Source organism: Enterococcus sp. 9E7_DIV0242 (genome assembly GCF_002140975.2).
Lineage (GTDB): Bacteria > Bacillota > Bacilli > Lactobacillales > Enterococcaceae > Enterococcus_L > Enterococcus_L clewellii.
Genome location: NZ_CP147247.1, coordinates 3247022 through 3262513, shown reverse-complemented (window position 1 = coordinate 3262513; position 15492 = coordinate 3247022). Strand labels below are relative to the sequence as shown.

Genomic DNA, 15492 nt, shown 5'->3' with positions numbered 1-15492 from the left:
TATAAATTTATTGACTACGATTCTTCGCCAATTCATTTATCTCATCTTGGTGTGCTTCAACTAATTCTTTAAGCTCCAGAATAGTCAAGCTATTTGGATCAGTATCAGCATCTATTCTAATTTTATCTGAATTTCCATTTTTTAAATCGAATTGTCCCGTCATAATCTCTCCATCTGTAGTTACAACAACTCTATCTAAATCATCATTATACATATTTAAAAGATCGATGATTTCAGCAACATTAGGTCCATTAAAAACATTGTAAAGTGCTTCCCCATCTAAATTTTCAAAATTGACAATTGGAGAGCTTTCATCTGTTACATCACTTGAACTAATAGTCATTTGTTCCATCACTGGTTGTTCTTTTGCTAAAACTTTGTCTACATCCTTAGTTTGTAGTATGCTTTCATTGAAGATAAAAACTAATCCTAAAATCACTACTAATGCACCCAATACCTTGATTTTCACCGCAATCTCTCCTTATATTAAATACAAGTATGCCTCTTTTATTAAATAGTACCATATGCTAATTTTTAAAACAATATATAATATTTAAAATACTCTGAATGTTATTAAAAATTATTTCTGGATAAGAATAAATCTTCACAACTTAGGATACATTGTATTTTCAAAAAATTGAAAATACATTATTATTTATAAGAGTAACTTTTTTTTACAAAGTGATAGTTACTTTCTAGTAATCAAAAAGGAGTGTGAAATACATGAATCAACAATGCAATGATTTTCCTAAAAGAATAGCTACTAAATTTATAGATTCTAGTAATTCTGGAGAAATTTTTCTTAAAGAATCTAAGGACATAATAAGGTCAGGAATCCTTGCTATGACAACTCTTATTATTTTTATCAATATAATATATGCTCTAAATCACGGAATAATGCTAGCTATTATTATGTTGTTTATCTCATTAATTCCATACTCAGTAGGGTTATTTATACTTCTAAAAATAGCACCCATTTATGCTAAATTCATTCAGAGGAAAAAGATTGAACTTTATATAAAAAAATGTTTAGTGAAAAATAGGAGCAGAATATGCATCTCTATTTACAAATTCAGACTATATACTTCATCAAGAACTGATGATAAGCTTTTTTCAACTATATTGAATGCCACTAGAGTTACCCAAATTGAAAATGTATTTATAGAAATCTATAGGCCGACTTTTAGTAAAGGTGGTATCTCTCTTGTAATAAATATAATGAATCCAGTAGACTCCAACACGGATTTACAAGAAGTTCTTAATTCCTTAAAAAAGAGAAGCACTCCCATTGAGTACCAGCCATAAACTATTTACTAAAATGTTCACCCCGAAAAAGGGGGCATAAGCACTTTTTCGGGGAATTTTAAATTTTCTTATTTTATTCTAAGGAATCAGCAAAAAAGAGAAAAATGTTGCCAGCGCCCCTACTGATGCTAACCCACCCGAAGATAGAAAAAGCAGAACAACCGCTACTACTGCTAATACTGTTACTGAAGCTACCATTAATGTTTCCCAAACATCGCTTAATTGGTTATCATCAAAAAATATTTTTTGAATTTCGACTTTGAAGGTAAAAGAAAACGAAACTTTTCCTGCACCTTGTTCAAACTCATGATCAATAACATTTACAGTGACTGCGTATGAGATTTTCCCAGAAGAGGTTGCCCCTACAGCAACTGAGATATTACCATTCTTGACTCTTGCGGAAAGAGACTCTGCACCATCTTTCAAACTTTGTATATAAGTAGCATCAAAATTTTTAGCAAGCTCCTGAGTAAATTTTGCATCAAGCTTTCCATTGGAAATATTAAATATTTGATCTCCTTGTGTTGGTGAAAGACCAAATGTTGGCTTGAATGTTAATTTAGCAACACCTAAATCTGCAATTGTTACTTCTTTTCCGAATAGTATAGACCCACTATTTAGTGAGTTAGTCAAAGAAGGCAGATTCAATTCCTTCAGTAATTCTTTCATTTGATTCATTTCAGGTTGAATATGGCTAACTCCTGAATCTTTTCCCGAAACAGCCACTTTATCAATGTAAATATGTCCTGCACCAGAACCTACTCCATAAGGTGGTTCATAAAATTGATCAAAAGCCCATTCTCTCGGCTGAGGGTATCCCAAGTTTGCTGAAAAACCTGAAGACATATTGGAAACGTAGCAGTTTGGACTAGCCAAGCCTTTATCAGCAAGTATTTTACAGACATTTCTTGGACCATATACACCAATTCTGTACGTGTAAAAATAATCCCATTTTAAACCAAAGCTAACCAATGCATCATTTATTCCTTTGAAGTATGGCAGAATATATTCTTCTATTTGGTCGCTAGTTATATCGACATCTACTGCAAAATAAATAATAGTATCTGCTGGCAGCCCCAATTCAAATGCTCGTTGAAACGCTGCATTCCCATCGATTTCTCCAATTTTCCTAGTATAATCCGAAAGTTGAGCGCTATTATCTTGGTAGATTGGAATAATATTGATTCCATTTTCCAGCAATAATTTTGCCTCTGGAATAGTCAAATTTTTAGCTCTTCTATTTGCACCCACACCAACGGTTCCCGTCAAATAGCGTCCCGCATAGCTCATTCCAGAAGATTTCACAGTGTTAATCATTTCCTGAGTCATTCTAGTTGAAGCATCAAATCCTTGTGCTGACCGAGCGGTATCCCCGGTAGTAGATAGCAATGCTTTAATAACTGGCATATCTGCGATAGGTGAGTTTTGATTTCCAATTTTCATAAACTTCCTGAAATTGATTACAGCTTTTTCTACATGTTCAGAGAACTTGCCATCAAACAACCAAGTATACTCTCCATTTACATATAAAGCGTATTGTAATAATTTAATATTAGCTGCTGTTCCCTGTGTTTTACTCAATGTAGGGCATCCAGCAGTTGTCCCAACCCCGAAGAAACCATTCGCTGTTCCCACAGGCATTCCCATCTCACATTGTAGCCCATAAATAATCGCTTGGTTCGTGTCCCGTTGATAAACACCATCACAGGGTAGCAAACCAAAGTAAGGGTAATACTCTCTGTTCAATTTTCTCTGCATATCTCTTATACGATGGTCTCCCCAAGGGATCAGTACAAATGACTGCATATTTAGAATAGCCTTCATAAGCATCGAGTTCAAATTCCCCACTGCTCTAGAGTCATCGATACTGTCGGCAAGACCACAGTCTACCCGAATTTGCTTTATTGCTCTTTCTGTATAAGTAGTAAATTCTCCGAAATAAGTTTGATCGTATGCATTATATCCTTTACACCATAATGCACATTGCAAGATCTTAACTACGTTAGTTGAGTAGCTACCATTGATTTTTAAAGTGGGTGCAATTTGATCAAAAAGTCGGTAAGTAGTCGGCCCAAAGTTGTTAGACAACTCGCTTATTCCAAGTTCTATTTGTAGTGCTCTTGTTAGTGCATTTACCGTATCCCAACCAGTTTTTCCAGTCAATTCTACTATATAGAATCCTGATTTTCCTACGTACGTATCGTTTAACCATTTTTGCACTTTAAACATTAACGGATCGTTAACCATATTTTTTCCTCCTCAATTTCTATTTATTAGGCCTAACAAGTAATATTTACAAAAACGTCTTTTTGATAATTATAGATTACCATTAAAAAGCGGACATAAAGTTCGCAAAAAATCCTCTTTTTTTATTTTAAAAAAACTTTTAGAAACAAATAATTTCCTTCGATGAACGTTTGCAATATCGTTAATAATGTAATAAGATACCAAAATAGGAAAATTAGAAAGTTACTGATTACTGTAATGTTGGAAACTACTGCATTTTCTATAGTGAAAAGGTACTTCAACTACCTAACGTTTTTTTTCAAGGGAAGCTTTCGTCTATAATATGGTAAGTGGACCTGTAATTAAGTTAAATTGTGAAACAAACCCTAACCCCATAACTTTAGAGAAGGCTAGAGATATTATTGAAGATGACAGCACTCCAAGTCTAAGTTTACACTTGACAAGAACAGTGATTCCGGAAATCAGAGTGATAGAATTAGGACGAAACCCGTTGGGTTGAAATGAGACTTGGTTGATACGCTTCTCAAGCCACATCATCATTCTCTGGTACAAATACCACATATACTTATTTCGATTGTGTATATAGCAATGTACATGGCATCGATAAGCGATGGTTATCTGTCGAAAATCGTTAATATATATAGAAAAATAGGTCTTCACAAATTTCTCCTAATGTTGCAACATTGGATCCATATCACTATCCAATCTTTCGCCAGTTTCTAAAATGTATGGTTCACCATGCAAATAAGATACAGACATATCTAATAATGAATACGAGTCATCATACTTCGGACTAGCATATTCACTACCAAACCATAAATTATCACCAAATATTTCTGTATCTTTTAAGACAGCCATTATAGTGGGATTCATCACCTCAACTGTGTATATTGTTTCTATTACCCCATTTATACTCAATATATTAGAAAGCTGCTCTTCTGCAGGAATTGATTTATGTCCAATAGAACCCTCTTTATCAACTGGAGCAAACGTCGTTTGTTTACTAAAAATTATATTAGCGCTAAATAAAAGTAACAAAGTAATTCCAAATAAAATCCGCCAAAATAATTGTTGTGCTAAAATAAGTGCAAGAGTTTAAATAATTTCCACGTAAAAAGTACAAAAAAACAGCAGTTTTTCCAGCTGCTGTTAAAATCCTTTCTACCTAAAAAGAGGTATGTTACTTAAAACGATTCATGTTATGTAATCTAGACAACTAAAGTTTTCTCTCATAAAAAAAGGGACTGTGACAAACTGGTATGCTACCCCTATCTAGGACAAGGAAATAATTAAATCCTAGATAGGGGTATTTAGCATGAAAAAAAGAAGAATACATCTCAGCCCAGAAGAACGCGTAGAAATTGTCGAAAGATACCTCAGACATGAAATCAGTTTAAGTAGTGCAGCGAAGAAAGCAACTGTCTCCACAGAAACGATGAGGCAATGGTGTGCCTTATATAAAAGTGAAGGTCCCACGGGCTTACTGCCCCCTTTGAATTATAAGAGCTATCCCAAAGAACTTAAACTGGCAGCTGTTCACGAATACCTCGCTGGCTATGGAAGTCTGATGACTATCGCCCATAAATATGGATTAAGAAGTAAAACACAGCTAATTAATTGGGTCAGGAGGTATAATACTCATAAAGACTTCAAGTCAGAAAGTGGTGGAAGTAGAATGAGTCAATCTCGTGAAACCAGTCAACAAGAACGTCAAATGATTGTGTTGGATTGTCTGGCACATGATAAGGACTATGGCGCTATGGCAATTAAATACCAGGTCTCCTATCAAAATGTTTACAACTGGGTAAAGAAGTATGAAGCTTTGGGAGTTGAAGGACTACAAGATCGACGCGGTCGACGGAAAGCCCAGCAGATTAGCCGTACTTCGGAGGAAGAAACCGCTATTGAAATGGCTAAGTTGAAGAGAGAAATTGAGCGTTTGACCATGGAGAACGACTTGTTAAAAAAACTAAAGGAATTAGAAGGGAGGAATCGTTGGGGCAATTCAAAAAAGCTTTAGCTTATCAGGCGATCAAGCGCTTACACGAAGAAAAAAAGTATCCTATCCAACCGATGTGCACCTTCCTGCAAGTCACACGTTCAGCCTATTATAACTGGTTAAAACAACCGAAAAGTATGCGCGAACAAGCGAATCGTCAAGTTGCAGAGATAATCCATACCATCCACGAGAAACATCCGGATATGGGGTATCGCCGCATCAAAGATGAACTGAAACGAACCTATCACATGATTATTAATGATAAACGGGTTTTGCGCATCTGTCGTCATGAACAAATCCAGTCTATGATTAAGCATCCAGCGAATTGCATCACGAGGCATGCTTATGTGCCTTACCATAAAGCGAAGAATATCTTGAATCGGCAGTTTCACGCGGAGAAACCCAATCAGAAATGGGTAACTGATGTTTCTGAATTCAAGTATTGTTAAACGCAACTGAAAAAGGGGCCACTGGATGATTCAAAAAGGGGCCAAAAATTAGTTTAGCCATTTCTTTGTATCTTCTACACGAAAAGATGGACCACTGAGATCCAACACATGAGCCCGATGGGCCAAACGGTCCACCATTGCTGCTGTAAGCATTGGATCTTTAAAGGTTTCTTCCCAGCGATCGAAGGACAGGTTCGTCGTGATGATCATCGAGCCGGCAGTCGTTCGATTCGAGAGAAGATTAAAGAGAATCTCGCTTCCTATTTGATCAAATGACACATAACCTAATTCATCTAGAATAACTAAGTCGTATTTGCCAAACCGGCGCTTATAAAAATTCAACTGGTTCGCACTCATGGATTCTTTTAGTTCGATGACCAAGTTAGGGATATTCGTAAAGAGGACACTTTTTCCGGAAAGACAGGCTTCCATTCCGAGAACAGTTGCTAAATGGGTTTTCCCAACGCCAGGATTGCCCATTAAAATAAGATTCTCTTTTTGATCGATGAATCGTAATGTTTTCAACTCTTTGATTTGTTTCTTCATTTTCACTTCTAAATGACTGTCCATGTAGTCATCGAACGTCACTTTACTTGGCAATTTTGATTGACGAATCAGTGTTTGAATCCGATTGTTTTGCCGCTGTTCAATCTCTAACGTAAGCAGCTGTGTAAGAAACTCCTCAAAATTTTGATCCAGGTCGATCGCTTGCTGGAGTAAAGTGGAATAGTTTTTCTTCAGATAAGGTAATTTTAATTGCTTGGCATATGCTTCGATCATTTATTGGCCGCCTTTCTCACTTGGTGGATCAGATTATATTCCTGCAGTTGGTTTCTCGCTTCATTTACCGCTCGACTAGGTGGTGTTTTAGAGACCTTATGGTCTTTCAACGCTTCTTCTTCTAACTGGATGATCAATTGATCCAAAGAGATACTTAAATGATTTTCAATAAATTGAAGAAATCTACGCGGGGTCTTTTGATAATACTGAAGAAAACAATGCCGCAACTTAGGTGTCTTCTTCAAAACAAGCGAGTGTTCCAATGACTTAGGCTTCCGTAAAAAAGTCGTTAAATAATGACGAATATCGATCGAGTATTGCTTTTCTCCCTTCTGAATAAGGTGTGTCGCGATAATCTGGCTGGAACCGACAATTTTCAGTTCATTGAGATAACGTTTCACGATGACTTTCTGACCAACCAGATAATCTGGAACGGAATAGTAGTTGCCATTCACATGGACAAAACTATATTTATCTACGGTTTGCTTTGTAGTGATACCGTAGTCATAAAATCCTCGGAGCGGCTGTAATTGTGCCTGTTCCACAGCGATCGTCGAGTCTAAGTTTAATTCAAGTATAGCTTGATCTAAATGTTTTTGGGCATGTCCAATCGATTCAAACTCATACTGTTTTGTGAACGCTTTTCGGCGTAAAACCTGCACACTTTTCTCTACGTGTCCCTTTTCATGGCCGCTGAAGGGATTGGTCACCACTGGCTCAAAGCGATAATAAAGAGCCATTTTCACTAACTCGTCATTGAGTTCCTTCTCATGTCGGCCGACAAAGCGTTTCACTACGTTTCGCATATTGTCATAAACAACCGTAGAGTAAACACCCTGAAGCTGTTCAAAGAAACAAATATGGGCATCCAAGAAAACCTGTTGGTTGGCAGATTCATAGAGCTTTCCCCAGCGGTAACCAGAAGCTGGGCAAGAGAATACCGCGATCGTCAATGTTCTCTTTTGTTGGTTGATCAGACATTTTACTTCACCAAAATCAAACTCGGTTCGATAACCCAATGGGTAAAGCTGCTTGATATACGCCTCTTTTTTTGCTTGAAGTTTTTCTCGAATATATGGACGTAATGTACTCTGTCCAATATCAAACCCTTCTGATACCAACATTTCGTGAATCGCTACAGTGGTCAATCGTTGTTTATGAGGACCAAGCTGTTTGGCTTTTAATTGATCAAATGCGAGAATTTCTTCGACCCGTTGGTCGATTTCAGGTGTATATTTTCTAGGTTGCCTATTCTCTGTTTGATAAGTTGGTGGAGCCGTTAACTGCTCTTTTTTTATCGGATTGGCAGGATCTTGTTCCAATGATCGTTGTGCTGCTTGATACTGCCGCCAGTAACGACCAACAGTTTTTCGATTGAGACCCAGTTCTTTCGCAACAGAACGTTGAGAACGGCCACCTTCCAGCAGACGAATGATTGTTAATTTATCCATAAAAGTTATCACTCCAAGACCTCCAATAAGTAAATTGATTCTTTACTTATTGTGAGTTAGTAGTGGTCCCTTTTTCAACCATCGTTTCTATGAAAAGTGGCCCCTTTTTAAACTAGCATAAACAAGTATTTTATTGGTTCCACTGTGCATAAACTCTATTTAAGTGCGATACTTGATCTCTATGATCATCGCATTGTCACTTATGCACTAGGTGATACCAATGATTTGAATCTGGTTTTCAATACGTTTGATCAAGCGGTTGAGTTAGAGCCAAAGGCTCACCCTCTTTTTCACAGTGACCAAGGGTTTCAATACACCCACGCTGACTTTTTTACCCGAATCACAAAAGCCGGCATGATTCCGAGTATGTCTCGTGTAGGGAAATGTATCGACAACGGGCCAATGGAAGGTTTTTGGGGAATGCTTAAACGAGAGAACTACTATGGACGCAAGTTCACTAGTCGTGAGAAACTCGTTGCCATGATCTCTAGCTATATTGAGTATTACAATACTGGGCGTTATCAACGAAGACTACAGATAATGACACCTATAGAGTTTCACAATAATTATTATAAAGCTGCTTAAATCATCGAACTATATCAAAAAGACTACCTATCTATTTTGATAAGTAGTCTGCAAATCTATTTTACTATTTCACTGTCCTATTGACGGGGAGCACACCAAACACCCATGGCGGTTCCCGCCACCAAACAGAATGAAAACAAAAAAGAATCGACCTACAGGTCATTTCCTGTCATACTAAAACTGACAGGAAATGACCTGTAGGTCGATTACTTATTGAGGTTCTTCTCCAAGTTGACCTTGAGTGACAAACTAGATCATTCTACTTATTTGTACCAATCATTAGGTCATAGAACCTGCGTATAAAAATAAATCGTTTCTATAAGTAGAATAGCCTCTTCTGCCCTTTTTTTCAAGGAGGTTTTTTATTATGGAAGATGTACTTCGTTCTTGTTGTGCTGGATTAGACATCCATCAAAAAGTCATTGTTGCCTGTGTTATTCGCTCTATTGATGGAAAAAAACGCCCGGAAAAGTTTTTCGCCAGCTTCGATACCACTACTCGTGGGTTGTTCGAATTATCTGATTGGTTGGTGTCCTATGACGTCACACATATCAGTATGGAAAGTACTGGAGTCTATTGGAAATGTGTCTGGCGGATTCTACAGAACCATTTTGAGCTACAATTGGCCAATCCTCGTCAGATCAAAAATATCCCAGGGAAGAAAACCGATATGAAGGATGCGGAATGGATCGCCCGCCTTACTCGTTTGGGGGTCGTTCCTACCAGTTTCGTTCCACCGGAACCGATTCAGGAATTGAGAGACTTGACTCGGGAAAAGAATCGCGGGCATATGGTCTTACAGAATGCCGGAATCAAATTAACTTCAGTGATAAAAGATATCTATGGGAAATCCGGAAGAGCCTTACTTTATGCCTTGATTGAGGACAAATCCATTACAGAAAGTCTCATTCTTACGTGTGTTTATACGACTTTGCGTAGAAAAGTTCCTCAATTGATGGAATCCTTAGAAGGATTTATGACACCACATTATCGTAAAATGTTAGCTCTTCATCTCACTCAAATCGAGTGTTTGGAAAATCAAATAAAAGAAGTCGAAGAAACAATCAACGACTATCTCGCGCCTTATGAAGAGTATGTGGAACGTTTAGAGGAAATACCAGGAATCAATCGCCGAACGGCAGCTGTTGTACTAGCAGAAATTGGGTTAGATATGTCGGTATTTCCGACAGCCGGGCATTTAGCTTCATGGGCGGGGGTCTGTCCAGGAAACAACCAGAGCGCCGGAAAAACGCGAAGTAAAAGAGTAAGGAAAGGCAATTCTTATTTGAAAAAAGTATTGGCTCAAGGAGCAGCGGCGATTTCCCAAGGGAAATCTAATCGAATACGGGCATTTTTCTTTCGTTTAAGAAAGAACGCCGGTCATAAAAAAGCAATTATTGCGACAGTACATCTACTGTTGCGAATCATTTATCGGATGCTTTCCGATCAGTCACGTTACCAAGAACTTGGAGGAAATTATTTATCAAATAGAAAGAACACCTCAATCACGATTAACTGAAGTGTTCTATACCATTTTGGCTAACTACGCGATTAGTAGGAGGTAGCCTTTTTTTGTTTTTTTAGAGTTTTAGTTTTCGTATAATAAGTCATAGATTTAAAAGTAAAAAACCTTATGAAACGACTGAAACCAGTTCATTTCATAAGGTTTTTTGGGTACAATAAAAGAGTACAGATTGCACTCCGTACTCTTCCCATTCTAACCTCCATCTCGACTCGCTCCGCTCATCGAGTCAAATAGTAATGAAAACTGATGCGGATTTCAGTTTATAATGGAACTAGGAGAGGCACACTACAAAGCACGGTGAGGTAAGTTGTAGGAAACCTCCGGTTTAAACCAGTATTCTAACCAGTGTAAGGCCAGGGCATTCAAGCACAAATGAGTGGAACGTTAGAGTCCGCACACTAATCATTGTTTTAACAACTTCTGTTAAATGCTGCCCCGGCCAGTCACTGCCTCTCCGCTACTTATAGAAAGGGGCGAAGAATCATGAAAGTCGTTTATCCCGTTTGTTGTGGTATTGATGTGCACAAAAGCTTTTTAATAGCTACCGTCATCACCACGAAAGCTGGCGAATTAACGCCGCATTATCAGAAAAAACGATTTTCAACTTTTAACAACCAGATTCTGGCATTGAAAGACTGGCTGTTAGAATGCAAGTGCTACGATGTTTGTATGGAAAGTACCGGTAAGTACTGGGTCCCCGTTTCCAATTTGCTTGAAGACGTGATGAACGTCACGATTGCGAACCCCAAATGGGTTCGTGCAGTAAAAGGAAACAAAGATGATAAGAAGGACTCCAAATGGATTGCCGAACTATTCCGTATGGGATTGGTAAGAGGCAGTTTTATCCCTGAAAAAGATGTTCGAGTCTTGCGTGAGTTTACTCGTTATCGGACCCGATTAGTCAGTCATCGTTCTAGCGAGAAAAATCGACTTCAAAATGCCTTTACCGTTGGTAATGTTGCCATGGACTCTGTAGTTTCTGACATGTTTGGTGTCAGCTCTAAGAGAGTCCGAGATTATTTGATTTCAAGTAAAGCGTTTGATCCGAATCATGTGCTCGACTTGCTTCATGGAAGCATGAAGCCTAAAGGACAGGAGCTCATCCAATCAATTGAAGGTTACTCTTTTACAAATGAACAGATTATTCGAATTCAACTGATTGAAGAACACAAAACTTACCTTGATCACTCGATTAGCTTCCTTGATTACCTATTGGACCAAATGGTTGAACCCTACGAACCAGCTATTCAACTACTAGAGACGATTCCAGGGATTCGTCGCCAATCAGCTATCCAAATTATTTCTGAAATTGGCATTGATATGTCTCAGTTCTCACAGTCAAAAAGATTATGTTGCTGGGCAGGACTTTCTCCTAGTAGTAATGAATCTGCTGGTAAAAAGAAATCTGTCCGCATCTCTCGAGCTGGCGTTTATTTAAAACCAACACTTGTCCAGTGTGCTCACGCTGCGGTAAAAGCGAAAGAGAAGCATCCCTATTACCGTTTAAAATATGAGCGTATTTATAAACGACGAGGTAAAAAGCGCGCGATCATCGCAATCGCTCGGATGATGCTTACAGCTATTTACCATATGCTTTCGACTGGAGAAGTTTGGAATCCGACTGACTTGTATAAGATTGACATGCCAGACAATCTTATTCAAAAGCAGAAAGATAAAGCTCTTAAACAAGCAACCAAACTACTCATTTCAGAAGGTTTATTACCAGATGATTTTGTTAGAAAAGACTTAGCACCACTCATCTAAATAACTTTTTTATCGTCGGACCTGTCGTTTTTGACGTTTATTTGGTGTGCGCTTTATTTATTGGACTGCTTCTTATCCTAGATGGATTAGTTTTCACACTAATCCTCGAAAGGACTAAAATCATGCATACTTATTATAACATGAATCAACTAACTTTAGATATTACTACTTCCTATATTCCTAAAAAAGAGAATACGGCTTGGTTCATCAATGAACTGGTTGAATCGCTTCAAATCAGTGACCCGTATTTTTTTGGAAGACCTAGAGAATACGACTTAGCTGCTATGTTGAAATTAGTTTTATTTGCCTACACTCGTAGTGTGTTCAGTAGTCGTAAGATTGAACAACTGGCAGAAGAGAGCCTACCGGCTCGTTGGTTGACGCAAGAACAGCTGCCTTCTTATCGGACAATTGCTCGTTTTAGGGTTTCTGTCGAAATAGAGAACCTACTTACTAAAGGGCTGGATTCATTGGTCGATTATCTGCGGAAATGTCAATTGATTGATGACGCAGTGTTTATTGATGGAACGAAAATTCTAGCCGATGCGAATAAATACAGCTTTGTCTGGAAAAAGAGCACTATTAAATTTGATCAGATGAATCGAGAGACCATTCTTCAGATGATGGCGTAATTGAAAGAAGCTTATCGAAACAAGCAAATCCCTGATGGTTCATCCCTCACGCTAGAGATGGTTGATGAAGTCATTACTCGAATGGAGCTGCGTCTTGAAGAGTTAGAGGAGAAAGTGAAGGAGACCAAGAAGGTCTCTCCTAACCCAGCGAAACAAGAACGGCGGACACTAAAATCACAGAAACCTAAGTTGATAGAACGGCGTGAAAGGATGGTTGAACACCAAACTCGACTGTCTATTTGTGGTACTCGAAATAGTTATTCAAAAACAGATTATGGGGCTACTTTTATGTGAGTCAAAGAAGACCCGATGAGAAATGGTCAATTAAAACCTGCCTATAATTTACAAATTGCGACCTGTAACCAGTTTGTGTTAGGCTATGACGTTTATCAAAATCCAACAGACACAAAAACACTGATTCCATTGTTGGAAAGAATGAACATAGCTGAACAAGAGAAGACATACCTTGTAGCAGATGCCGGCTACGGTTCTGAAAGAAACTATCGCTATTTGGAGGATGAGTTATCGACACATACTGCATTGATCCCTTATGGGACAATGCGCAAAGAAAAAAGTCGTAAATGGCAAACGGATGAACGAAAAATAATGAACTGGATGTATCATGCAGAAGAAGACTATTACATTGACTCCAAAGGAGTTCGATTCAATTTTAATGCCTATCGAAAACGTCCTGATAAAGAGGGATTTGTACGAGATTTCAAAGAATACCAAGCAGAGAAGTATGATGAGAATAAACGGGTGATTCCAGAAGCTTTGACTCGAAAAGGAAACAGAAGAAAGATTACGGTCAATCCTTCGTGGGAATATTTTAAGGCAAAACAAAGAGAATTGCTTTCAACTTCAGAAACAGGTAAGATTTACGCGCGTCGAAAGATTGATGTGGAGACTGTTTTTGGAAGTATGAAAGCTTGTTTAGGTTTCACACGATACCATGTTCGAGGATTGGCGAACGTCCGAAAGGAATCAGGCATCGTTGTCATGGCATTAAATATGATGAAACTGGCTGTTAGAGAGAAAAATAAAGGTTCTACAATATTTTGTGTTGGTGGAAAATCCTTAAGGAAAATCTACCAACACTTTTTAAGTGTTTAAGCACAAAAAAGGAACAACAAACTGATAAAATGAAATCGACAAAAACCACACATCATCAGAAAGGTTGTTCCTCTATGGATAAGAATACCAGATTATTGCTTGGACTAACAGATAAACATCTCTCCTTTGGAGAGGATTGGCTTGAATACAGACATTTAAAAGGGGTCGAGGCTCAGGTCATCAAAGCAACTCTTACGTATATACCTACTCATTGCAAAAACTGTGGGATAAAAAATCAAGGACAGATCATCAAAAATGGTTACCATCGGACACACACTCAATTACCTGTGTTTAATGGTCGTCTGACTTTATTGGAACTAAAACGTTCACGCTTTCGTTGTCATGAGTGTCACTCAACTTTTCACGCTCAGACAGAGTTAGTTGAAGAACATCATCATTTATCAAAGCAGCTCTGTCTCCAAATCATACTTGATTTAAAGAAAAATGTTTCTAGGAAAGAGATTGCACAAAAACATTTCGTTTCAGACGTGACGGTCCTTCGCTTAATGGAGGAGCTAGCTGCTTCTTATTCTCCAAATTGGCGATTTCTTCCAAAGATTTTATGTATTGATGAATTCAAATCAATGAAATCTTGTGAAGGAGCGATGAGTTTTATTTGTGTTAATGGAGAAACCAACAAGATTCTTGAAGTACTTGAAGACCGTCGACTGATACACTTAACCCGACACTTTATGCGATACACAAAAGAAGCGCGAGAAAACGTGAAGTACCTGGTCATGGACATGAATGCCAGCTATAATCAGTTGATTAAGACTGTGTTTCCAAATGCCCAACTTATCACTGACCGATTTCACATTGTCCAACAGATGAATCGAGCATCAAATCAACTGCGGATAAAGACAGTGAATGCCTTTCGGCATTCCTCACCACAAGAACAGAAGCAATACCGTCGACTCAAACGGTATTGGAAGTTACTTCTAAAAGATTCAGTTGAATTGGATAGTCAACATCGTCCCTATCATTCACTATTCAAACGTCCATTAACTCAGACAGACATTGTCGATGAATTACTCAGCTATGATTCAACCTTGCGTATTGCTTACGATACTGTTCAATTTCTCAAATATGTCTTTACTCATCGTGATGTTAAGCGTTTCTTTGAAGAACTTGATGCACTAGATCCCCGACTGCCTTTCTGGTTCAAAAAGAAATTGAGATTCTTCAAGAAGCACAAACAAGGAATTACCAATGCGTTCAGTTTTTCTTTTTCTAATGGGATTACAGAAGGCTTGAATAACAAAATCAAGGTAATCAAACGGGTTGCTTATGGCTACCGTAATTTCTATCATTTTCGTTCTCGTATTTATATCATTCAAGGGCTTATTTTTTCATAGCATTAACAGGAGAAATAAGCGAATATCTCCGCAGCTATATAGGAAAATCGGGAATTAGCAGCTGTGTATCCAAGTTCTTACAGCTGCTTTGACTCGATTTAGGAATGGAATTGGCGTTTTTTGCCAAGTCGCTTCCGGCCAGCTGCCCAGATCATTCGCGCTGTTTTCCTTCTTTCAAAAAAAGAACTTAAAACAAAATCAGAGATTTCTCTGTTTTTTGTTTCAAGTCCTTCGATTTTATTCAGTTTTTTGTCCTACCAACACAATTTGACATAGAACCAAAATAA

At 38.0% G+C, this 15492-nt stretch carries 12 protein-coding genes and 1 pseudogene; 8 read left to right on the top strand and 5 right to left on the bottom strand.

Annotated elements, in window-relative coordinates:
- Nucleotides 1–7: 7 nt before the first annotated feature.
- Nucleotides 8–469, bottom strand: coding sequence for a hypothetical protein (locus A5888_RS15505; RefSeq protein WP_086350911.1), 462 nt, complete (start codon nt 467–469; stop codon nt 8–10).
- 254 nt (nt 470–723) lie between these two features.
- Between A5888_RS15505 and A5888_RS15500 the strand changes: the two genes are divergently transcribed.
- Nucleotides 724–1305 (top strand): hypothetical protein, encoded by a 582-nt coding sequence (locus A5888_RS15500; RefSeq protein ID WP_086350912.1) that lies wholly within the window; start codon nt 724–726, stop codon nt 1303–1305.
- A gap of 78 nt (nt 1306–1383) precedes the next feature.
- Here the strand turns inward: A5888_RS15500 and A5888_RS15495 are convergent, their stop codons facing one another.
- Nucleotides 1384–3552: a glycoside hydrolase domain-containing protein gene (locus A5888_RS15495; RefSeq protein ID WP_339101677.1), complete on the bottom strand. Its 2169-nt coding sequence runs from the start codon at nt 3550–3552 to the stop codon at nt 1384–1386.
- Nucleotides 3553–4221: 669 nt separating this feature from the next.
- Nucleotides 4222–4590 (bottom strand): hypothetical protein, encoded by a 369-nt coding sequence (locus A5888_RS15490; RefSeq protein ID WP_139843917.1) that lies wholly within the window; start codon nt 4588–4590, stop codon nt 4222–4224.
- 277 nt (nt 4591–4867) lie between these two features.
- On the opposite strand from A5888_RS15490, the gene A5888_RS15485 reads away from it, so the two are divergent.
- Both A5888_RS15485 and A5888_RS15480 read left to right on the top strand, forming a co-directional pair.
- Nucleotides 4868–5572, top strand: a complete 705-nt coding sequence (locus tag A5888_RS15485) for a helix-turn-helix domain-containing protein (RefSeq protein ID WP_086350914.1) — start codon at nt 4868–4870, stop codon at nt 5570–5572.
- Nucleotides 5548–6000, top strand: coding sequence for an IS3 family transposase (locus A5888_RS15480; protein WP_086350915.1), 453 nt, complete (start codon nt 5548–5550; stop codon nt 5998–6000). The genes A5888_RS15485 and A5888_RS15480 overlap by 25 nt, the downstream gene beginning before the upstream one ends.
- A 48-nt stretch (nt 6001–6048) precedes the next feature.
- Here the strand turns inward: A5888_RS15480 and istB are convergent, their stop codons facing one another.
- A complete protein-coding gene (gene istB / locus A5888_RS15475; protein WP_086347227.1) occupies nt 6049–6780 on the bottom strand; it encodes an IS21-like element helper ATPase IstB in 732 nt (243 codons plus the stop codon).
- On the bottom strand, nt 6777–8231 hold the full coding sequence (gene istA, locus A5888_RS15470) for an IS21 family transposase (protein ID WP_086348506.1): 1455 nt from the start codon (nt 8229–8231) through the stop codon (nt 6777–6779). The genes istB and istA overlap by 4 nt, the downstream gene beginning before the upstream one ends.
- A gap of 144 nt (nt 8232–8375) precedes the next feature.
- Here istA and A5888_RS15465 point away from each other — a divergent pair, with 144 nt between their 5' ends.
- The 5 genes and pseudogenes from A5888_RS15465 (at nt 8376) to A5888_RS15445 (ending at nt 15205) form a co-directional block, all read left to right on the top strand.
- Entirely contained in the window at nt 8376–8816 is a 441-nt protein-coding gene (locus A5888_RS15465) for an IS3 family transposase (RefSeq protein WP_170924904.1), read from the top strand.
- Between the two features lie 367 nt (nt 8817–9183).
- A complete protein-coding gene (locus tag A5888_RS15460; RefSeq protein ID WP_086350917.1) occupies nt 9184–10335 on the top strand; it encodes an IS110 family transposase in 1152 nt (383 codons plus the stop codon).
- Between the two features lie 489 nt (nt 10336–10824).
- Nucleotides 10825–12105, top strand: coding sequence for an IS110 family transposase (locus A5888_RS15455; RefSeq protein WP_086349540.1), 1281 nt, complete (start codon nt 10825–10827; stop codon nt 12103–12105).
- Nucleotides 12106–12227: 122 nt separating this feature from the next.
- Nucleotides 12228–13760, top strand: a pseudogene (locus A5888_RS15450) (IS1182 family transposase); the annotation flags it as partial.
- 164 nt (nt 13761–13924) lie between these two features.
- Nucleotides 13925–15205, top strand: coding sequence for an ISL3 family transposase (locus A5888_RS15445; RefSeq protein ID WP_086351107.1), 1281 nt, complete (start codon nt 13925–13927; stop codon nt 15203–15205).
- Nucleotides 15206–15492 lie beyond the last annotated feature (287 nt).